The organism is Lentzea tibetensis, assembly GCF_007845675.1.
In the GTDB taxonomy this organism is placed as follows: domain Bacteria; phylum Actinomycetota; class Actinomycetes; order Mycobacteriales; family Pseudonocardiaceae; genus Lentzea; species Lentzea tibetensis.
The window spans coordinates 142546-162033 of record NZ_VOBR01000015.1; the positions used below are offsets into that span (position 1 = coordinate 142546).

Below are 19488 nucleotides of genomic sequence, written 5' to 3' on the forward strand. Positions count from 1 at the left end.
ATCCGGGTCACCAGGCTGGCCTGCGGTGGCATGGTGCTCGGCTGCTCGCTGCACCACGTGGTGGGCGACATGCACAGCTTCATGCTGCTGATGCGTTCCTGGTCCGCGTTCGTCGACGGGACCGCGCCACCCGAGGTGACCATCGTCGAAGACCGGGACGCGTATCTCGACAGGATGCTTCCGCCGCTGGACAGCGGACAGCCGAGCTACCGGATGCTGGATGCGGACGACGCCGCTGCGATGTTCGCCGAACTCCAGCGTGCGATGCAGACCACCGAGGTCGTCCAGCTCCACTTCGGCGAGACCGAGGTGAGCCGCATGAGGGAGAAGTTCAGTGCGGCGCAGGGCCGCTCATTGACGGTGAACGACGTGCTGTGCGCACACCTCGTGGACACCCTGCACCAGATCGAGGGCGGCACGGACACCAGGTTCCTCAACCTGGTCGTGAACATCCGGCCGCGGCTGGGCATCCCGCCATCCGTGATCGGCAACACGATCGCCATCGTGGAGGTGCCCGGCGGGCCGGGAGCCCGGCCCGAACTGCTGGCGGGCACCGTGCGGGACACGGTGGAGAACCTCAGCCGCTCGCCGCTGAACCTGCGTGCCGACCGCGCCTATCTCGAAGCCTGCGACGAGTCCCAGCTGCACCGGGTCATGTTCCGCGGCCTGGATCCCGCCCATCGCCCGCTGCTGGTCAGCAACTGGTGCAGCTTCGACCTGTACGACCTGACGTTCGACGGGCGTCCACCTGTCCTGTCTTGTCCTGTTCCGGGCCCTACGTGCTTCGAGGTTCCCTGGGTGGGAGTGCTGACCAAGGCGTTCGGCAACTCCGGGTACCTGTGGACACTGGGCGTCCCAGCGCAGTTCGCCGACCGGCTGCGGGCCTGCTCGGCGAGCGTTCAGGCGCGCTGACGCTCGTCCCGCTGCCGGGCCACACTCCCACGACACGCTCCTGCTGGACCGCTGGGCCGATCGCACGGTGCGCCTGGAGAGCCTGACCGCGCCGGCGTGATGCCGGTGGTGTCAGCGCTTCCGGCTGCGGTAGGCGCGTTGTTGGCAACTTCGCGAGCAGTAGGCGCGCGGACGGCCCGAAGCGGGTTGCTCGATCGGCCCGCCGCACATCGCGCAGGTTTCGTCACGCGTTCCGTCACGCTGCGCGATGCGCAACTCGACGCCGTCGAGCAGGAGCGCCAGACCGAACTCGAACGGGTCCGACTGCTCGAACCCGCCCGTCTCCCACAGCGCGGTGAGGGTGGGGTAGCGGCTCATCCGCGACCAGAGCCCGTCGCGCGCGCCCCAGAACTCCTCGTCGCTCACCCCGCTGTCCCGCTCGGCGCGCGCCGCCTCGACCAGCGCCAGGGCCTCGGCGTCGAGGAAGCGGCCGAGCAGGCCCGCCACCGCCACGACCTCCGCCGGCGGCAGGGGAGTGCTCGCCAGGATGCTCAGCAGGTGCTCGTAGTGCGCCAGCGCGTTCGGCCCCGGGAGGTGCCGCGTGCTGCGCTCCTCGGCCAGCCACGGGTGGCGTTTGCGCAGCTCCCAGCCGTGCCGGACGGCCGTCTTCAGGCGCTCGCGCCACGGTGCGCCGGTGTCGTCGGGCGCGGGCGCGTCCAGGACGGCGTCGCGCATGAGGTCGACCAGGTGCTCCCGGCTGGGCACGTGGCGGTACAGCGACATCGTGGTGAAGCCCAGGTGCTCGGCGACCTTGCGCATGGACAAGCCCGCCAGACCCTCCGCGTCGGCGACCTCCACCGCGGCGGTCACCACCCGGTCCGGGCTCAACCCCGGCCGCGCGTCCTCGTCGCGCCACAGCAGTTCGACCCGCTCGTTGTCCTGCGTCACCCAGTACCTCCTGTTTATAGTATAAATGCGTTTATGGCATACACAACCGAAGTCCACGTGGCCCTCGACGGCGACGACGACGCCCCTGGTACCCCGGAACGGCCCTTCGCCACGATCGACCGGGCGCGGAGGGCGGCCCGGGAGGCGGCGGGCGACGTGGTCGTCCACGTGCGGGCGGGCACCTACCCAGGGCCGTGGGAGTTCACCGAGGAGGACTCCGCGCGGGAAGGCAGCCGGATCGCCTACCAGGCGAACGGGTTCGGCACCCCCGCGCAGGACGAGGTGGTGATCGGCGGCGGACGGGTGATCACCGGCTGGCGGGTGGGCGGTGACGGCGTCTGGGTCGTGGACGTCGGCACGCTCGACACCCGCCACCTCACCGTCGACGGTCGGCGCGTCGACCGGGCCGCCATCGACGGGATCCCAGGCGAAGTGAGTGAAAACGAGTCGGGTTACGTCACGGATGCTCGCCTCGACTGGCGAGCGGGCGTCGAGTTCGTCCACCGGGGCGTCTACCCGTGGACCGAGGCCCGGCTCGCGGTCGAGTCGGTCGCGGACGGCACGATCACCATGAAGCAGCCCGCCTTCTCCTGGGCCCGGCAGCTCTACAACTCCTCCTGGGACGGCCAGACCTCCTCCGGCCCCGGCCTGCCGACCCGCGTGGAGAACGACCCGTCCTTCCTCACCGAACCGGGCACGTTCGCCCTGGACCGCTCCTGCCCCGGCGAGCACGTCCTGCACTACCTCCCGCGCACCGGCGAGGACCCCGCCGCCACCCAGGTCGTCGCTCCGGAACGGGACACCCTGCTGGTGGCGACGGGGGCCAGCGGCATCTCCTTCCGCGGCCTGATCTTCGCCGACACCACCTGGCTACGCCCGACCGGCGACCGGGGCTTCCTGCACTACCACGGCAGCGGCTTCCACGACGGCGGCCGGATCGACACCGTGGTCGTCGTGGAGGGCCAGTCCTGGCTGACCGTCACCGGCGAGCCGGAGACCGTCCCGGCGTGCGCGTCCCTGGTCGACACCACCGATATCCGGTTCGAGGGCTGCCGCTTCACCCGCCTGGGCTCGACCGCACTCGGCGTCACCGGTGGCGCGGACACCGTGGTGCGCGGGTGCGGGTTCGACACCCTCGCCGCCGGCGCCATCACCCTGACCGGCACCTACCGGGCGGTGGTCGAGGACAACGAGGTCCGCCGCGTCGGGCTCGACCACTCGGGCTCGCCCGGCATCGCCCTCCTCGACACGGTGGACTGCACGGTCGCGCACAACCGCGTGGACGACGTCCCGCACTGCGGCATCGTGGGCGGCCCGGCGAAGGGCACGCGCATCCTGCACAACCACGTCACAGGCGCGATGGGCGTGCTGGCCGACGGCGGTGGCATCTACGTGTCCGGGCCGCAGGGCGAATCGCACGAGGACGGGGCGGTGGTGCGCGGCAACGTCGTCACCGACACCCGCACCCCGTACAACTTCGCCCTCTACACCGACTACGGCGCGGCGTGGGTGACGGTGGCGGACAACGTGGTGCGGCGCGCCGACAACACTGCCGTGCTGCACGTCCACCCGCCGCTGGACAACGTGGTCTACCGCGGCAACGTGTGGGACGCCGACCCGGTCGGCAGCGAAGCCGTCCCAGATTCGGTCACCTACGAGGACAACGCGACCCTGACCGACGCGGCCGACCTGGACGCCGCCGAGGCACGCGCGCAAGCCGGACCTCGCCGACGCTGACCGCACCCGGCCCGCGGCCCCTCCACGGGTCGCGGGTCCCGGACGTTCGCGGGTCTCAGTCGGCCTGGTCCATGCGCGCCGCGCGCGTGGAGGTCAGGTCGCCGACGTCGCGCGGCGCAGCTGCGCGTCACATCGGGGCCACCGCCCTCCGGGGCATCCCTCAATCCTAACCCCCGATAATGTTCACTTATCGGGGGTCAGAATCTGCAGGTTCAATAGCGTTGCGTTGGTGTAAGTAACGTTATTACACACGTAACTCTGCTACGATAATCGCGTGGAGACGAGCTGCAACTTCCCCGGCTGTGCGCGCCCCGTTTTCCGAGGCAGCGGGCCTGGGCGACCGTCGGAGTACTGCGACCTGCCGGAACACACGCGGTGGAGGGCCTGGCGGGAACGGCAACGCCTGCAGGAGGCGGCCGACGAAAACCAGGTGGCCGTCACCGTGACGAAACAGCCTGGTGGGACGGCCACCGCCCGAGTACGCGCCGAAGACCTCCTGGAGCGGTTTCGGGTGCTGTCCGAGCAGATGTCGCAGACCCTCACGAAGGCCGTGACGGAGCTGTCGACGATCGCCGACCCGAGCGTCGCCGAGAGTCAGGTGCAGGCCGCCGAGGCGGAGGCCGCCAGGAAGGTCGCCGAGGCCGAGGCGGCTGTCGCGGCCGCCGAACGCCGGCGCCGGGACGCCGACCAAGCGCGCAAGGCTGCGGAGGAGGTCACCGAGCAAGCTGTGCAGGCGGCTGAGGAGGCCGACGACGCGGCGGACACCGCCATCACCGAGCGGGACGAGGCCCGCGCGCAGGCGACGGCAGCTGTGGAGCGGGCCGAGTCGGAGATCGGCACGATCCGGGTGGAGGCGGCCGCCGCGGTGGAGGAGATCCGCCGGGACGCCGACGAGAAGGTCGCTCAAGCCCAGGCCGAGGCGGTCAAACAGGCCGAGCAGGCACGCCGCCAGGCCGCCAAGGAGATCGAACAGATCCGCGCCGCCGCGCAGCACGACGTGGAGAGCGCGCGGGCCGCCGCCGACGCCGAGATCGAACGGGCGCAGGCCGCCGCGCAGTCCCAAGTCGAGCGCGCGAAAGCCGAGGTCGAGCAGGCGAAGGCGTCAGCCGACACGGAGACCACGAAGGCGGAACAGGCGCGAACGCGGGCCGAGCGAGCCGAGCAGTCCGCCGCCGACGCGCGCGCCGAGCTGGACCGGGCACGTGCGGAGCTGACCGACCTGCGGCGCACCGCCGACGCCCAGCTGGCGCTGGTGAAACAGGAGTCCGCGGGCACGATCGACCAGGTGCGGCAGGCCGCACAGGACCGGGTCGCCGCGTTGGAGGAGGCGCGTGCGCAGACCCTCGCCCGCGCGGAACGGGCCGAGCGGCAGCTCGACGAGGTGACCGTCGAGCTGCGTCAGCTCAGGGCTGCCCGCGCCACGTGATCAGGAGGTCCAGCGCACCGCCCAGCTTCCCGAGGTACCGACGATCACGCCGGAGTCGTTGACGGCCGATGCGGAGGTGACGGAGCCGCGAGGGGTGTCGGGCAGGGTCCCGATGTCCTCGGCCGGGCCGAGTTTCCAGCGCGCCGCGTGACGCTGGCGGTCCTTCTCGTGGGTGGCGTCACCGACGGTCGTGCCCGCGGAGTTGATCCCGCGGGCACCGCTGCGGAACCCCTCGGAGAACCCGCCGAGCCTGGTGGCGGCACCGTCGGCGGTCCAGCGCACCGCGACGTCGACGGACGGGCGGGACGGTGCGGTGATGCGGACGTCACCGACGATCCCGCCGCTGTTGTTGATGCCGAGCGCCTCGCCGGAGGTGCCGCCCTCGGGCAGGGCCAGCGCGGTGACCATCCCGAAGAGGCTCCACCTCGCGGGTCGCGGGAGGCTGTTGCGGACGGATGCGCCGACGACAACGCTCTGGTCGTTGATGCCGGTGGCGTACGCCGCCACGTCGCCTGGCAGCGTGCCCAGGTCGGTGACCTGGTCGTTCGCGGACCACAGCACCGCCCGGCCGGTCATCAGCCCGTTGCTCTGGTCGCCGCAGCGACCGACGACCAGCCCGTGGACGTTGATGTCGAGTGCCCGGCAGTACTTGGTGCCGTTCGGGATCGGCAGCCGGGTCGCGGAGCCGTCGGGCGCCCACCGCACCGCGTGGTTGCCCGCCGAGCCGACCGCCACACCGTCCGCGTTGACCGCCGTGGCCGAACTGTTGGGAGCGTCCGGGACCGCACCGAGCTCGGTGACGGTGCCGTCGGTGTTCCACCGCAGGGCGTGTGAGGCGTTGCCGTACAACGCGCTGCCCACGATCACGCCGTGGTCGTTGATGTCGTTGGCGAGGCTCTGGCTGGAGCCGGGTGGCACCGGCAGCTTGCTGATCGCCGGTTCCGCGGACGCCGGGACGGGCGCGAGTACGGCCAGGATGCCGAGCGCGACTGTCGCGCCCAGCTTTGCGCTGGTGTTCAAGTCATTCCCCCAGGTTTGTCTACGACTGCACCCAACGTACCGGTGAAATACTCGGCCGCGTGGGCGCAGAACGGATCATCGAGGCCAACGGGGTCGAGCTGTGCGTCGAGACGTTCGGCGACGCGGCCGACCCGGCGATCCTGCTCGTCCACGGCGCGTCGGCGTCGATGCTGTGGTGGGAGGACGAGCTGTGCGAGCGGATCGCCGCCGGTCGGCGGTACGTGATCCGGTTCGACAACCGCGACACCGGCCGCTCCACCAGCTACCCGGCAGGCCGTCCCGGCTACGCGCTCGACGACCTGGTCGACGACGCGATGGGCGTGCTGGACGCCCTGCACCTCCCGCAGGCTCACCTGGTCGGCCGGTCGATGGCCGGGGCGACCGTCACCAGAGCGGCCGAGCAGTACCCGGACCGGGTGCTCACGCTGACCCTCGTGACCACGAGCTCCGGTGAGCCCGGCCTGCCGCCGATGTCGCAGGACTTCCTCACCCACACCGCGAACGGCCCGGATCCGCATGAGCCCGGCCAGGTGGTGGACTTCCTGGTCGGGCTCATGCGGATCTACTCGGGCGGCCCGATCGACGAACCGGCGGTCCGCGAGCTGTGCGAGCGGGACGTGCGGCGCACCAGGGACGTCGCGGCCTGTCTCACCAACCACTTCCTGATCGACTTCGGCAGCCCACCGGCGCTGGCGCGCCTGCGCACGCCGACGCTGGTGGTGCACGGTGACCGGGACCCGGTGTTCCCGCTGGACCACGGTTTCGCGTTGCTCGACGCGATCCGCGGGTCAGCGCTGCTGGTGCTCGACAACACCGGCCACGAGCTGCCGCAGCGCACGTGGGACCGGTTCGTGCCCGCGTTGCTGCATCACGCGTGCTGACTCAGATCCGCCACTGCACCGCCTTGTTCCCCGCGGTGCCGACCACCACGTTCGAGTTGTTGATCGCGACCGCCGAGTTGAGGGCGCCGGGCACCGGCTCGAACGGCAGCGCCACCGCGGGAGCGAACTCCCAGAACGCGGGCGTGTACCTCTCGGTGCTCGACGTCGCGACCCCGACCGCGATGCCGCCCTCGTTCACGGCCTTGGCCTGGCCGCTCTCGCCGGGGGCGTCCGGGAGGCCGTCGAGCTCGGTGACCTGGCCGGCGTTGTTCCAGTACACGGCGCGGTTGACGCCGGTGCCGAGGATGCGGTTGTAGCCGACGATCATGCCGTTGTCGTTGATGCCGGTGGCCCTGGCGACCACGCCGCCCGGCAGCATCGGGAGCGCGGTCGGGGTGCCGCCGAACCAGGTCACGGCGTCGAGTCCTCCGTCAGCCGCCGTGGCCCAGCCGACGATCCTGTTCTCGGAGTTGATACCGCTGGCGTAGGACGAGGAGCCACCGGGCAGCGAGGCGAGCTGGGTGACCGAGCCGTCGGTGTCCCAGCGGACCGCATGGCCGGCGACGGTGCTCGTGGTGGAACCGCAGTGACCGACGATCACGCCGTGCTCGTTGATGTCGGTGGCGGTGCAGTACTTCGCGCCGTCCAGGCTCGGTAGGGCGGTGATCGTGCCGTCCGCCGCCCATTTGACCGCGCGCTGGCCGTTGCCGCCGGAGGAGTCCCCGACGGCGACCTTGTGGAAGTTGATCGCGTTGGCGACGCTGGAGACGTCACCGGGCAGCGTGCCCAGATCGACGACGTTGTAGCGCGTGTTCCACCGCACCGCGTGGATTCCGTTGCCCGCGTTGCCGTAGCCGACGACGACGTCGTGGTCGTTGATGGCGGTGGGGACACCGCTCCTGCCGTTGGGCAGCCGGCCCAGCTCGACGACGGAAGCGGCCGATGCGGGGACGGGCGTGAGCACGGCGATGAGGCCGAGCGCGGCGACCGCGCCCAGCTTTGCACTGGTCTTCAAGTCAAACCCCCAGGTTCGTCAGTGACTTGATCCCAACCTACCGGTCACGACGGTGGCTTGGTCAGAGCTGACGATCTTCGCGTGGAGTCCGGCCGCGGTGAACACGTCGCGCAGCAGCGGTGCCTGGGCGGTGCTCGTCTCGATCAGCAGGTGACCGCCGGGCGCGAGCCACCGCGGTGCTTCCCGTGCGACGCGGCGCTGGACGTCGAGCCCGTCCTCGCCGCCGTCGAGCGCGACCTGCGGTTCGTGGTCGCGGGCTTCCGGCGGCATCAGGGGAATCGCCGACGTCGGCACATAAGGCGCGTTGACGACGAGCACGTTCACCTTGCCGCGCAACGACTTCGGCAACGGCTCGTACAGGTCGCCCTGCAGCACGAGCGGGACGTTGTGCCGCGCGCACCGCACGGCGGCCGGGTCGATGTCCGCGGCGTAGAGGGTCGCGGACGGTCGTGCGGCCAGCAGTGCAGCGCCGACCGCGCCGGAGCCGCAGCACAGGTCGACGATCACCGGGTCCGGTGGTGACAGCGACAGTGCCTGCTCGACGAGGAACTCGGTGCGCCGTCGAGGCACGAACACGCCGGGCGCGACGGTGACGCGCAGGCCGCAGAACTCGGCCCAGCCGAGCACGTGTTCCAGCGGAAGCCCGGCGACGCGCTGGGACACCATCGAGTCCAGCTCGGCAGCGTCACGGGCGGTGGAGACCAGCAGGCGCGCCTCGTCCTCGGCGAAGACACAGCCGGCGGCACGCAGTTTCAGGATGATCGAAGCGGAGATGATGAGCACCTTTCGCGGTACCAGCAGCGGGCAACGGAAATCGGACTCACCTCCTCCGGTCGTGCGATCACGCTATCAGGCCGAAAAATTTCCAACCTATCCGTGAGCGGATGTCGAGAACGAGGCGCCGGCTCCGTCCCAGGGACATCAGCGGCCACGACGGGCCGCAGGACAAGGGAGGACCACCATGATCAAGCGGGTGCGGACTCCGGACGGTCACAGCAGGCTCGAGCTGATCGAGAAACGACCACAGGAGAGGATGACCGTGCAACCGAACGAGATCACCGAGGTGCTGAACCGGCCGCTCAGCCAGGAGCTGCTGGCCCGCGACCTGACCCGCCTGGCCTACGTCGCCAAGGACGGCACACCCCGCACCGTCCCGATCGCGTTCACCTGGAACGGCGCGGAGATCGTCCTGTGCACCACGAAGAACGCCCCGAAGCTCCCGGCCCTGCGCGCCAACCCCGCGGTCGCGCTGACGATCGACACCGAGGTGCACCCGCCCAAGATCCTGCTCATCCGCGGCCGGGCCGAGCTGGACGTCGTCGACGGCATCCCGGAGGAGTACCTCCAGATGAACGGCAGCTACGAGATGACGCCCGAGCAACGGGTCGAATGGGAGGCGGAGGTGCGTTCGCTCTACGACGGCATGGTCCGGATCGTCGTGACCCCGACGTGGGCGAAGCTGATCGACTTCGAGACGACGTTGCCGAGCGCGGTCGAGGAGCTGATCCAGCAGCGGGAAGAGCGTCAGCGGAGCCGGTGAACGCCAGGTCTACCAGGCGGTCACGAGCGCCGAGGCGAACCCGTCCACGTTGTCGATCATGATGTTGTGGCCGCAGTCCGGCACCTCGACGACCCGCACGCCCGCTGCCTCCAGCCCGGCGACGTCAGCGGGTGCGAAGCCGGTGGGGTGCAGGTACATCCGCGGGAGGGTCAGCCGCAGCAGCTGTGCGCGTGCGGTGGTCTTCACCAGGTCGAGCGCGGTCCGGTAGAGCGCTTCCCGGCCGGCGAGCCGCATCGTGGCCGCCCACCGGGGCCCGGCGCGGCGCAGGGTGCGTTCCCAGCCGACGCCGTGCACGAACTCGGACTCGGTGTAGGTCGCGATGCCGGCGCTGCCCGGCGCCGGTCGGGGCGTGAGCGGGTCGAGGTTGCTGTCGACCAGCGCGAGGCGGCCCACCAGCGACGGGTGCCGGGTGGCCAGTGAGACCGCCACCGCGCCGCTCATGCTGTGCGCGACGACCTCGACGGCGGACAGCCCGATGGACCTCAGCGCGGTGGCCAGCACGTCGGCGTGCTCGTCGAGGGTGTAGCCGAACGAGGTGGGCCGGTCGGAGATGCCGAACCCGAGCAGGTCCATCAGCAGGGTGCGGCGGCCGAAGAGCAGCGGGTGGGTGGCGGCCTCGGTGAAGTGCGGCGCCGAGGAGCAGCCGAGTCCGTGCAGGTAGAGCCGGGCGGGCGAGGTGCCGGGCAGCTCGACCCAGCGGATCCGGGCGCCCGGCAGCACCTCGACGTCGCGCATCAGCGGCCCAGTGCGCCGAGTGCCGCGTTCACCGCCGCCTCGCGCAGCTCGTCGCGCGGCACGTCGGGGAACTGGATGGTGCAGTCCTGCAGGCCGCCGATCGCGACGACCGCCCTGGTGGCCTCGGCCAGCGTCGGCGAGGACCCCATCAGCAGCTTCGTCAGCCGGTCGCGCCACGCCACGACCATCTCGACGAGGCCGAGCTCGGTGAGCATGGTCAGGTCGCTGAGCACGACGTTGAGCTCGGCGCGGTGCTCGTAGTGGAAGTCGAAGTAGCCCTCCAGCAGCGCGCGGGCCTCCTCGGGCTGCGCCTCGTGCCGCACCAGGAAGTCCTCGCCGCCGTCGATGAGCGGCTGGAGGATCGTGCGGACGAGGTCTTCGCGCGACGCGAAGTGGTAGTAGAGCGCGGGCTTGGTGATGCCGAGCTGGTCGGCGATCTCCTGCAGGCTGGTCTTCTGCACGCCCTGCTGGACGAACAGCTCGCGCGCCACGTCGAGGATGCGCTGTTTGGTGTCGGACGGTCTCGCCACCGTCACAGAATAACTGACTTAACGATAGGTAAGGACGGGTGTAGGCTTACCTATCGTTAAGTAAGGAGAGAAGGGGTCTCCCAATGCGAATCCTGATCTCGGGCGCCAGCATCTCCGGCCCGGTGCTCGCCTACTGGCTGACGAGGTACGGCCACGAGGTGACCGTGGTGGAACGGGCGCCCGTGCTGCGCAAGACCGGCGGCCACGCCGTCGACCTGTTCGGTCCCGCGATGGAGATCTCGGAGCGGATGGGCGTGCTGCGGCGCATCGAGTCGTTGGCGACCGGCACCGCGCTGATGACCGTCTACCGCGAGGGCGTGCGCAAGCCGGTGCGGATCGACGTCACGAAGATCTTCCAGGCCGCGTCGGACCGGCACGTCGAGGTCATGCGCGACGACCTGAGCGAGATCTACTACGACGCCACCCGCGACGACGTCGAGTACGTCTTCGGCGACTCGATCACCTCGATCTCCGACGACGGGGACGTGACGTTCGAGCAGGGGGCGCCGCGCCGGTTCGACCTGGTCGTGGGTGCGGACGGACTGCACTCCAACGTGCGGAACCTCGTGTTCGGCGAGGTGCCGAAGCACTTCATCGGCGCGTACCTCGCGGTGCTGACGATGCCGAACGGCCTGCAGCTCGACGGCGAGATGATCAGCCACACGGGCGTCGGCCGCGTGGCCGGCGTGTACGGGGCTCGGCACCTCGGCGACGCGCGGGCGGTGTTCCTGTTCCGCACCGAGCACGAGCTCGACTACCACTACCGCGATGTGCCGAAGCAGAAGGAACTGCTGCGGCAGGCGTTCGCGGGGATGCACCCGGACGTCGACGGCTGGCTCGACGAGCTGGACCGCACGCCCGCGTTCTACTTCGACTCGATCACCCAGCTGCGGACGGACTCCTGGTCGCGCGGCCGGGTGACGCTGGTCGGCGACGCCGGCTACTGCCCCGGTCCGGCGGTCGGTGGCAGCACCAGCCTCGCCGTGGTCGGCGCGTACGTGCTGGCCGGGGAGATCGCGCTCGCCGGCGACGACTACGCGGCGGCGTTCGCGTCCTACGAGCGGGAGATGGCCACGCTCGTGGTCAACAGCCGCACCTTCGCGCTGGGTGCGGCGAAGAGCCTCATCCCGACGTCGAAGGCGGGTGTCTGGGCGCTGGCGAAGGCCGGACAGTTGATCACGGCGCTCCCGGGGTGGGTGACCCGCGGGATCGCGAGGCTCAACTCCAGGGGAATCCGGGCGCTCGACTCGATGGTCGTGCGCGACTACGCAACTAGGTCAGAAGCTGACACACATGCGTGACATGCTCCGTCCATGACCGACACCCCCGCCCGGCTGCTCCGCCTGTTGTCGCTGCTCCAGACACCGCGCGAGTGGCCGGGCAGCGAGCTCGCCGACCGGCTCGAGGTCAGCATGCGCACGGTGCGCCGCGATGTCGACCGGTTGCGCGAGCTGGGCTACCCGGTCGAGGCGACGATGGGCGCGCTCGGCGGGTACCGGCTGGTGGCCGGTGCCGCGATGCCGCCGTTGCTGCTGGAGGACGACGAGGCGGTCGCGATCGCGGTGGGCCTGCGTTCGGCACACGCCGTGGAGGGCGTCGAGGAGGCGTCCGTGCGGGCGCTGACGAAACTCGAGCAGGTGCTGCCGTCACGGCTGCGGCGCCGGGTGTCGAACCTGCACGCGGCGACCGTGCGGGTGACCAGCGAGGACACCCCGGTCGACCCGGAGGTGCTGACGACGCTGGCCGCGGCGATCACGAACCGCGAGCGGCTGCGGTTCGCCTACCGCGACGAGAAGCGGCACACCGAGCCGCACCGGCTCGTCTCCGCGGGCAGGCGCTGGTACCTGCTGGCGTTCGACCTGGAACGCGACGACTGGCGGATCTTCCGGGTGGACCGGCTGTCGGAGCCGTTCCCGACCGGCGCCAGGATCACGCCGCGCGAGCTACCCGCCGACGCGGCCACGTACTTCACGAAGCGGATGTACTCGCTCGCGCCCGTCTACGAGATGGACGTGACGCTCAGGATGCGCGCGGACCAGGTGCCGGACGGGCTGGGCGAGGTGACGCCGGCGGACGACGGGACGTGCCGGCTGCGCACGGCAGGGGACACCCTGGGGTGGCTCGCGATGCGGGTGGCGACGCTGGGCTGCGAGTTCGTCGTGAACTCACCGCCGGAGCTCGTCGAGCACTTCCGCGAGCTGGGGACGCGGGTGATGAGGTGCGTCGATCAGTCGTCCGTCGACACGGGGTCAGTCGATCAGGCCTGACGCGGCGAGGCTGAAGAACAGGGTGAGCCCGGCGAAGCAGAACGTGTAGCCGAACCCGATCACGGCGTGCAGCGCGCGGCTGCGCGGTCCCTCGCAGAGGTAGAGCTGCCAGCACGCGGCCGCCAGTCCGAAGACCAGCCAGGGGAACCCGAGCATCGGCGACGACGGCCCGCCCAGCAGCAGGCTGACCGCGAACGGCACGAGCAGCGTGAGCACACCGGTGGCGATCGCGAGGGTGATCCGCTGGTGCACGGGCTCGGGGAACTTCCCGACGAGCTGCCGTGCGGCGAGCGCGACCCCGGCGGCGAGCGCGACGTCGAGTACGAGGAAACCCAGCAGCCACGCCGCTTCCGGCTGTCCCGGTCGCACGGGGACCAGCGCGAGCGCGATCAACAGCACCGCCGCGACCGGTGTCAGCGGGAGCACCCATGCCCTGGACAGCGTCATGGCGCCGATGCTGCCCGACCGGTTCACCGGCGGTCGTGCGCCGACCGGGGGGATTTCGTCGGTGCGCACCACTACGCTGAGGCACCACTGGGGTTGGGGATTCTGGGGATCTGGGGGAAGTGTCGATGAGACGTGTGTTCGTGCTGTCCGCATGCGTGTCGCTGCTGGGGTTGCTGACCGCGACTCCGGCGCTGGCGGCAGGCGTGTCGGGCGTGGTCAGAGCCGAGGCGACCGGTCAGCCGGTGGCGGGTGCGTGCGTGTCGCTGTTCGACCTCGAGCTGCACGAGGTGGCGGCCACCTGTGCCGACGACGCGGGCAGGTACTCGTTCGCCGACGTGGCGCCGGGGCCGTACAAGGCCCGCGCCACGGCCAGCGGTTTCCCGGAGATCTGGGCCTACAACAGGGGAAGTGGACTCTCGGCCGAGGTGCTGAACCTGCCGCACAACGTCGACTTCACGCTGCAGCAGGGCAGTGCGGTGGTGCGCGGCCGGATCACGGACGAGACGGGCGCGCCGGCGGCGGGCGCCCGTGTCGACATCACCGACGCCAACCAGCGCTGGTGGTCGGCCGTCGAGACGGCCGCGGACGGGACCTACGAGTTCACCGCGGTCAAGGCCGACACCTACAAGCTGAAGGTGCGGTTCGGCGACCGGGAGCAGTGGCTGCACCAGAAGGGCGACTTCTACTCGGCGACGTCCTTCACCGTGCCGGACGCCGCGGTGACCGTGGTCGACGAGGCGATCCAGCCCTACGCCGGTTTGCGCGTGGTGGTCAAGGACTCGGTGAGCGGCGCGCCTGCGCCCGCGGTGTGCGCGCAGCTGAACGACACGACGAGCAACGAGCGCAAGCAGTGCGCGGACTCGGGTGGTGTGCTGCGGTTCGACCGGCTGCCCGCCAACGGCTACTACACCCTGGGCGTGTGGGCGTCGAACGGCGAGCATTGGCCCGCCGACTCGGTGCAGGTGTCGCTGCGGGCCGGTGAGGTCACCGACCACGCGACGGCGTTGCGTCCGGCCGCGACGGTCCGCACGACCGTGCAGGACGCGCGGACCGGCCGGCCCGTCGAGAACGTGTGCGTGGAGACCCACACCGTGCCGGTCGTGGCGGTCATCGACCGCGACTACCTGGACCGCTGCAGCGACAGCAGCGGGACCCTGGTGCTCGGGCCCATGGATCCCGGCGCGTACCAGCTGCTGGTCAAGCCGGTGGGCGACAACGGGTACGGGATGCAGTGGGTCGGCGCGTCCGGCGGCACCGGTGACGTGCGCGAGGCGATCGTCGTGCGGCCGGAGCTGAACAACCCGAAGACGATCGCACCGATCAGGATGGACCGGGCGGGCACGATCAGCGGTGTGGTGACCGACCGGGCGACCGGTGCCGGGGTGAACGGCGTGTGCGTCTACCCGTTCGCGGTGGACCCGAGGATCGGGTTCGGGTTCCGGAAGAACTGCACCCGCGACGGCGGCAAGTACACGATCACCGGGCTCGGCCCGTACCGGTGGCCCCTCGAGTTCGCCGACTCCCGCGGCGGCCGCTACGCGTGGCAGTGGTCGGGCGACGCGGCCGACCGGTTCGCCGCGCGACCGGTCCCGGTGTGGTCCGGGTTCACGACGGACCAGAACGCCTCGCTGGTCGCGAGCGGGCAGATCACCGGACGCACGCTGGACAAGCAGGACAAGCCGAAGTTCGGCTACGTCTACGGGTACAACGCGCGCACGGGCGACATCGTCGGCTGGACGTCGTCGGACTGGACCAGCGGCGCCTACGCGCTGAAGAGCCTGGCGACGCAGGACGTGCGACTCGAGTACTGGATCGACCGCAGCTGCTCGCGGCAGGCACCGGTCGGGGTCGTGGCCGGGCAGGCGACGTCCGGCGTGGACCTGAAGGACTGCTCGTAGTACGCCGGTGTGGGGCGATCACGTGATCGCCCCACACCGGTCAGCTCAGAACTGCAGGCTCCACTTGTCGAGGAACCCGGTGTCCTGGCGGTAGTTGTCGCGGACCCGCAGCTTCCACACGCCGTTGCCGATCTCGCTGGTGGCGTTGACGGAGAAGGTCTGCAGCACGTTGTCGGCGCTGTCGCTGGAGTAGTCCTTCAGCAGGTAGACCGACCCGTCCGGGGCGACCAGCTCGATGCGCAGGTCACCGCGGTAGGTGTGCTTGATGTCCACGCCGACCTTCAGCGCGGACGGTGCGTTGCCCGGCTGCTCGGTGACGGTGATCGGCGACTCGATGGTGGTCAGGTCGTTGATCTGGAAGTCCGTCGCGTTCTCGAAGTACTTGCCGGGCGGCTGGGTGACGCCGCAGTACTGGCCTTCCTTGCCGATCGCCTCGTACGGGCAGTCGGCGCGGTCGAGCAGCTGCAGCACGGCCTCCTTGTTGCGAGAGGTCTGCGCCGGGATGACCTCGTCGGGCGGGTAGAAACCGCCGCCGCCGGACGAGCCGGGGTACATCTCGAAGGTGTAGGCGAAGACGTGCTGGGCTCCCCACAGCCAGTCGGGGATGGTGCCGTCGGTGATGTACAGGTCGCTGGACTGCTCGGGCGTGTACCCGTTGGTCTGCGCCATGGACCGGCCGATCGTGGCGAACGTGTCGTGCTCGTCCTGGCTCAGTCCGGGCGCGATGTCGTCGTAGGTCCAGCCCCACGGCCAGAGGATCAGCTCGCTGTAGGTGTGGAAGTCGATGGCGGCGGTGATCTGCTGCTTGCCGCCGACGATCCGGCCGCGCACGAAGTCCGCGACGACCTTCACCTCGGGTGCCGACTCGGCGCGCGCGCCGCGGTAGGTGTCGCTGCTCGGGCTGCCGGAGGAACCGCCGCAGCAGCCCCACTTGTAGTCCCAGTTGCGGTTGAGGTCGGTGCCCACAGCGGTCGACCCGGCGTTGGGCTGCCGGTTCTTGCGCCACGACCGGTAGCTGCCGGTCGCGATGTCGTACTCGCCGCCGTCCGGGTTGACGTCCGGGACGATCCAGATCTCCCGGCTGTCCACCAGCGTCTTGATGCGCGCGTCGGTGGCGTAGTTGTCGGTGAACTGCTGGATCAGGTAGAGCGCCATCTCGACGGTGAGGTGCTCGCGCGCGTGCTGGTGCGCGGTGAACAACACCTCGGGCTCGTTCTCGTCGGTCGCGACGTTGTCGCTGATCTTCAGCGCGATGATGTCGCGGTTCTCGTAGGTCTTGCCGATGACCTGCTTGGTGAGCAGGGTCGGGTGATCCGCGACCGCCTGGTTGATCTCCGCGGTCATCTCCGCGTGGTTGTGGTAGTTCGAGTCCGCGGGCGGGAAGTCGAACGGCCCGACCGCCGCGCCGTCGACGGTGCGCTTCGGCACCTCGGTGACCTGGAAGCCTTGCGACTTGAGCTTGCGGACCTCGGCGCCGGTCGCGGTGACCACGACGACGCCGTGCTCCTCGACCTCGTCGATCGCCGCACCGGTGCGGGCGACCTGGCTGCGCTGCTCGACGGTCCGGACTCCGGAGACCGCGTACGAGCTCGACTCGGTGTCGCCGGGCGCGGCGCCCGACGGTGAGGCGAGCGCCAGTGCGGTGAGCGCGACGGTGGCCGCGCCCAGCAGTGATCTGCGTCTACGCATGGGTGGGTTACCCCTTCTTGGCCATGGCAGGGACATGGACTCATCAGATGTGTAATGCGCGTGAGGTTCACCTGTCATCCGCCGTCCGTAGCGGGCCCGAACGGTGGAACGAATTTCTGTTATGCCAACAGGCACAAGTTTGCTAAGTTCTTCTCGTGACACGAGGACGCCCGCGCAAGGACCCGTCGACGTTGCAGCGCTGGACCCCGCCCGAGGGGTGGTCGCGGCTGGTCGCGTGGATCTCGCCGGAGGAGAAGAAGGCGCTCAAGCACGTCGCCGTCGAGGCTGAGGTGTCGGTCGCCGACCTGGTCCGGTCGCTCGCCAGCGGCCTGGCGAGCGGCGTCATCACGCACGAGGAACTGCTGGGGCACGTCAACAGGGGGAAACAGGTCATGGAGAAGATTCCGACGCTTTTCGAGAGAGACGAGCGCTTCAAGGTCGTCGACCGGCCGCGCGCCGAGTGCGCCTGGGTGTTCGACGGCGACGGTGTGGGCACCGAGAAGCTCGACGGGACCAACGTGCGGCTGACCGTGCGGTCGGGGCGGCTGGTGCGGGTGGAGAAGCGGCGCAACCCCGGCAAGGAGCACAAGGCGCAGGGCATCGTCGACGGCTGGTACGTCGACACGACCGCCGACCCGGAGGACAAGTGGATCCTCGAGGCGGCCGGGAACACCGACGTCACCGCGTGGGCTGATGGTGAGCACCCGTGCGAGGCCCTCGGGCCGCGGATCCAGGGCAACGCGCTGGGACTGGACGCGCACCTGTGCGTGCCGTTCAACACCGACGCGCCGGTGCTGGAGACGGCGCCGCGCTCGTACGCGGAGCTGCGGGAGTTCCTGGCGGAGCTGGACAGCCGGTACGCGCCGGGGCACCTCGCCGAGGGGATCGTGTTCCACCACCCCGACGGGCGGCGGGCCAAGATCAAGCGCAAGGACTTCCCCCGCTCGGCATGATGGCCGCATGGGGATGATCGAGTACGACCGCGCGACGGCGGAGAGCTTTCGCGCGGCCCGTGAGCTGCCGCTGGCGTCGCTGACGGCGTGGCGCGAGGTGCTGACGCCGTTCCTCGTGCCGGGCACGACGGTGCTGGATCTCGGTGCGGGGACCGGGTTGTTCACGCGCGCCTTCCGCGAGTGGTTCGACGTCGAGGTGATCGCGGTCGAGCCGTCCGCGGACATGCGGGCGGTGTCGGGCGAGGAGATGCTCGCCGGTGACGCCGCTCGGATCCCGTTGCCGGACGGCTCGGTGGACGTGGTGTGGATGTCCACGGTCGTGCACCACGTCCCGGACCTGGCCGCCGCCGGCCGCGAGATCCGGCGCGTGCTGCGCGACGGCAGCGTGTTGATCCGCGGTGTGTTCCCCGGCCGGACCGACCGTCTCGGGCTGCTCGAGCACTTCCCGGAGGCGGCCCGCGGGCTCGCCCGGTTCCCGACGGTCGAGGGGGTCGCCGACGGGCTCGGCTTCGACGTCGTGTCGCTCGAGCCTGTCCCGCAGCAGAGCGCGGAGTCGTTGCGGGACAAGGCGGACGGGTTGCGCCGCGACGCGGACACGTTGCTGCGCGGCCTGACCGACGAGGAGTTCGAGCGAGGGCTGGAACGGCTGCGCCATGCCGCCGCGACCGCCCCGTCCGCTCCGGTGATCGACTACCTGGACTTCCTGGTGCTGAGTTAGGTCTTGTTCCTGACGTCGCGTGAGGTCCTAGCGTTTCCGGCATGGAGATGTGGACGATCGGCGAGCTGGCGCAGGCGTCCGGGCTGACGATCCGGACGCTGCACCACTACGACGAGATCGGCCTCGTGTCGGCGAGCGACCGGACCGACGCGGGGCACCGCCGGTACACCGAGGCGGACCTCGTGCGGCTGTACCGGGTGCGGGGGTTGCGGCAGCTCGGGCTGTCGCTGGAGGAGATCGCCGCGGCGCTGGACTCCGGCGACCTGCGGTCGTTGCTGACCGCGCAGCTGGCGGTGCTGGACGTGCAGGCGAACCGGATCGCCGAGATGCGCGACCAGATCCGCGGGCTGGTCGACCAGCCCGACGCGGCGCGGATGCTGAAGACGCTCGAGCTGATGTCGGTGTCGGAGGGCTTCCTGAGCCGCGAGCAGCGGGACGCGCTCGCCTCACAGCGCGCCTCGCTGGGTGCGGAGAAGGTCGACGAGCTGCGGGCCGAGTGGCTCGCGGTGGTGCAGGAGCTGCGCGGGCACGTCGTGGCCGGCACGCCGCCGGACGATCCTCGGGTGCGCGAGCTGGCCCGGCGGTGGGCGGCGGTCGGGCAGGCGTTCACCACCGGGGACGCCCAGGTCGGTGCTCAGGTGAACGCGATGTGGGAGGCCAACCGGGAACGGTTGAACGAGCACCTGACGTCGCGGATCGGCTGGGAGGGTCCCGGCGACATGGCCGACGTTCTCGAGTACCTGCACCGGGTACCGCTGTAGTGCCGCCGGGG

Annotated in this window: 19 protein-coding genes; 11 read left to right on the forward strand and 8 right to left on the reverse strand. The window is 70.5% G+C overall.

The annotated features are described in order from the left end of the window. The first annotated feature begins 30 nt into the window (after positions 1-30). Positions 31-912: an acyltransferase gene (locus tag FKR81_RS23800; protein WP_235921727.1), complete on the forward strand. Its 882-nt coding sequence runs from the start codon at positions 31-33 to the stop codon at positions 910-912. A gap of 111 nt (positions 913-1023) precedes the next feature. Here FKR81_RS23800 and FKR81_RS23805 read toward each other — a convergent pair whose 3' ends face one another. After that, the gene (locus tag FKR81_RS23805) at positions 1024-1839 is read right to left on the reverse strand and encodes a TetR/AcrR family transcriptional regulator (RefSeq protein ID WP_146354524.1); all 816 of its coding nucleotides are present in this window, start codon (positions 1837-1839) and stop codon (positions 1024-1026) included. Between the two features lie 33 nt (positions 1840-1872). Between FKR81_RS23805 and FKR81_RS23810 the strand changes: the two genes are divergently transcribed. Then, a complete protein-coding gene (locus tag FKR81_RS23810) occupies positions 1873-3576 on the forward strand; it encodes a right-handed parallel beta-helix repeat-containing protein (RefSeq protein ID WP_146354526.1) in 1704 nt (567 codons plus the stop codon). A 442-nt stretch (positions 3577-4018) separates the two neighbouring features. After that, complete coding sequence (locus FKR81_RS23815; RefSeq protein ID WP_222598382.1) at positions 4019-5002, forward strand: coiled-coil domain-containing protein; 984 nt, start codon at positions 4019-4021, stop codon at positions 5000-5002. On the opposite strand, the gene FKR81_RS23820 is transcribed toward FKR81_RS23815, so the two are convergent. Then, the gene (locus tag FKR81_RS23820) at positions 5003-6022 is read right to left on the reverse strand and encodes a hypothetical protein (RefSeq protein WP_146354530.1); all 1020 of its coding nucleotides are present in this window, start codon (positions 6020-6022) and stop codon (positions 5003-5005) included. Positions 6023-6081: 59 nt separating this feature from the next. Between FKR81_RS23820 and FKR81_RS23825 the strand changes: the two genes are divergently transcribed. Further along, entirely contained in the window at positions 6082-6903 is an 822-nt protein-coding gene (locus FKR81_RS23825) for an alpha/beta fold hydrolase (protein ID WP_235921728.1), read from the forward strand. A 1-nt stretch (position 6904) separates the two neighbouring features. Here the strand turns inward: FKR81_RS23825 and FKR81_RS23830 are convergent, their stop codons facing one another. Then, positions 6905-7918, reverse strand: a complete 1014-nt coding sequence (locus FKR81_RS23830) for a hypothetical protein (RefSeq protein ID WP_146354532.1) — start codon at positions 7916-7918, stop codon at positions 6905-6907. 18 nt (positions 7919-7936) lie between these two features. Continuing rightward, positions 7937-8695, reverse strand: coding sequence for a putative protein N(5)-glutamine methyltransferase (locus FKR81_RS23835; protein WP_146354676.1), 759 nt, complete (start codon positions 8693-8695; stop codon positions 7937-7939). 256 nt (positions 8696-8951) lie between these two features. On the opposite strand from FKR81_RS23835, the gene FKR81_RS23840 reads away from it, so the two are divergent. Next, positions 8952-9458, forward strand: coding sequence for a pyridoxamine 5'-phosphate oxidase family protein (locus tag FKR81_RS23840; RefSeq protein ID WP_407936546.1), 507 nt, complete (start codon positions 8952-8954; stop codon positions 9456-9458). 9 nt (positions 9459-9467) lie between these two features. Here FKR81_RS23840 and FKR81_RS23845 read toward each other — a convergent pair whose 3' ends face one another. Beyond that, positions 9468-10214, reverse strand: a complete 747-nt coding sequence (locus FKR81_RS23845; RefSeq protein WP_146354534.1) for an alpha/beta fold hydrolase — start codon at positions 10212-10214, stop codon at positions 9468-9470. Continuing rightward, complete coding sequence (locus FKR81_RS23850; RefSeq protein ID WP_146354536.1) at positions 10214-10744, reverse strand: TetR/AcrR family transcriptional regulator; 531 nt, start codon at positions 10742-10744, stop codon at positions 10214-10216. The genes FKR81_RS23845 and FKR81_RS23850 overlap by 1 nt, the downstream gene beginning before the upstream one ends. A gap of 83 nt (positions 10745-10827) precedes the next feature. Between FKR81_RS23850 and FKR81_RS23855 the strand changes: the two genes are divergently transcribed. Beyond that, entirely contained in the window at positions 10828-12045 is a 1218-nt protein-coding gene (locus tag FKR81_RS23855) for an FAD-dependent monooxygenase (protein WP_146354538.1), read from the forward strand. 12 nt (positions 12046-12057) lie between these two features. Further along, on the forward strand, positions 12058-13011 hold the full coding sequence (locus tag FKR81_RS23860) for a helix-turn-helix transcriptional regulator (RefSeq protein ID WP_146354540.1): 954 nt from the start codon (positions 12058-12060) through the stop codon (positions 13009-13011). On the opposite strand, the gene FKR81_RS23865 is transcribed toward FKR81_RS23860, so the two are convergent. Continuing rightward, positions 12994-13527, reverse strand: coding sequence for a hypothetical protein (locus tag FKR81_RS23865; protein WP_186763138.1), 534 nt, complete (start codon positions 13525-13527; stop codon positions 12994-12996). The two genes, FKR81_RS23860 and FKR81_RS23865, sit on opposite strands and share 18 nt — an antisense overlap. A 56-nt stretch (positions 13528-13583) precedes the next feature. Between FKR81_RS23865 and FKR81_RS23870 the strand changes: the two genes are divergently transcribed. Beyond that, complete coding sequence (locus FKR81_RS23870) at positions 13584-15356, forward strand: MSCRAMM family protein (RefSeq protein ID WP_146354544.1); 1773 nt, start codon at positions 13584-13586, stop codon at positions 15354-15356. Positions 15357-15401: 45 nt separating this feature from the next. Here FKR81_RS23870 and FKR81_RS45840 read toward each other — a convergent pair whose 3' ends face one another. Further along, positions 15402-17045: a M14 family metallopeptidase gene (locus tag FKR81_RS45840; RefSeq protein WP_146354546.1), complete on the reverse strand. Its 1644-nt coding sequence runs from the start codon at positions 17043-17045 to the stop codon at positions 15402-15404. Between the two features lie 155 nt (positions 17046-17200). Here FKR81_RS45840 and FKR81_RS23880 point away from each other — a divergent pair, with 155 nt between their 5' ends. Genes FKR81_RS23880 through FKR81_RS23890 form a run of 3 tightly spaced genes read left to right on the forward strand, consistent with a single transcriptional unit; the run spans position 17201 to position 19477 of the window. Beyond that, complete coding sequence (locus FKR81_RS23880) at positions 17201-17998, forward strand: DNA ligase-like domain-containing protein (protein ID WP_146354548.1); 798 nt, start codon at positions 17201-17203, stop codon at positions 17996-17998. A gap of 7 nt (positions 17999-18005) precedes the next feature. Further along, positions 18006-18716, forward strand: coding sequence for a class I SAM-dependent methyltransferase (locus FKR81_RS23885; RefSeq protein ID WP_146354550.1), 711 nt, complete (start codon positions 18006-18008; stop codon positions 18714-18716). Between the two features lie 41 nt (positions 18717-18757). Further along, positions 18758-19477: a MerR family transcriptional regulator gene (locus FKR81_RS23890; protein ID WP_146354552.1), complete on the forward strand. Its 720-nt coding sequence runs from the start codon at positions 18758-18760 to the stop codon at positions 19475-19477. Positions 19478-19488 lie beyond the last annotated feature (11 nt).

Bases quoted from the DNA above. Each gene is read 5' to 3' on its own strand.
- FKR81_RS23800 (WP_235921727.1), top strand. From the start codon at position 31: ATGGTGCTCGGCTGCTCGCTGCACCACGTGGTGGGCGACATGCACAGC.
- FKR81_RS23810 (WP_146354526.1), top strand. From the start codon at position 1,873: ATGGCATACACAACCGAAGTCCACGTGGCCCTCGACGGCGACGACGAC.
- FKR81_RS23840 (WP_407936546.1), top strand. From the start codon at position 8,952: ATGACCGTGCAACCGAACGAGATCACCGAGGTGCTGAACCGGCCGCTC.
- FKR81_RS23845 (WP_146354534.1), bottom strand. From the start codon at position 10,214: ATGCGCGACGTCGAGGTGCTGCCGGGCGCCCGGATCCGCTGGGTCGAG.
- FKR81_RS23855 (WP_146354538.1), top strand. From the start codon at position 10,828: ATGCGAATCCTGATCTCGGGCGCCAGCATCTCCGGCCCGGTGCTCGCC.
- FKR81_RS23860 (WP_146354540.1), top strand. From the start codon at position 12,058: ATGACCGACACCCCCGCCCGGCTGCTCCGCCTGTTGTCGCTGCTCCAG.
- FKR81_RS23870 (WP_146354544.1), top strand. From the start codon at position 13,584: ATGAGACGTGTGTTCGTGCTGTCCGCATGCGTGTCGCTGCTGGGGTTG.
- FKR81_RS45840 (WP_146354546.1), bottom strand. From the start codon at position 17,045: ATGCGTAGACGCAGATCACTGCTGGGCGCGGCCACCGTCGCGCTCACC.
- FKR81_RS23885 (WP_146354550.1), top strand. From the start codon at position 18,006: ATGGGGATGATCGAGTACGACCGCGCGACGGCGGAGAGCTTTCGCGCG.
- FKR81_RS23890 (WP_146354552.1), top strand. From the start codon at position 18,758: ATGGAGATGTGGACGATCGGCGAGCTGGCGCAGGCGTCCGGGCTGACG.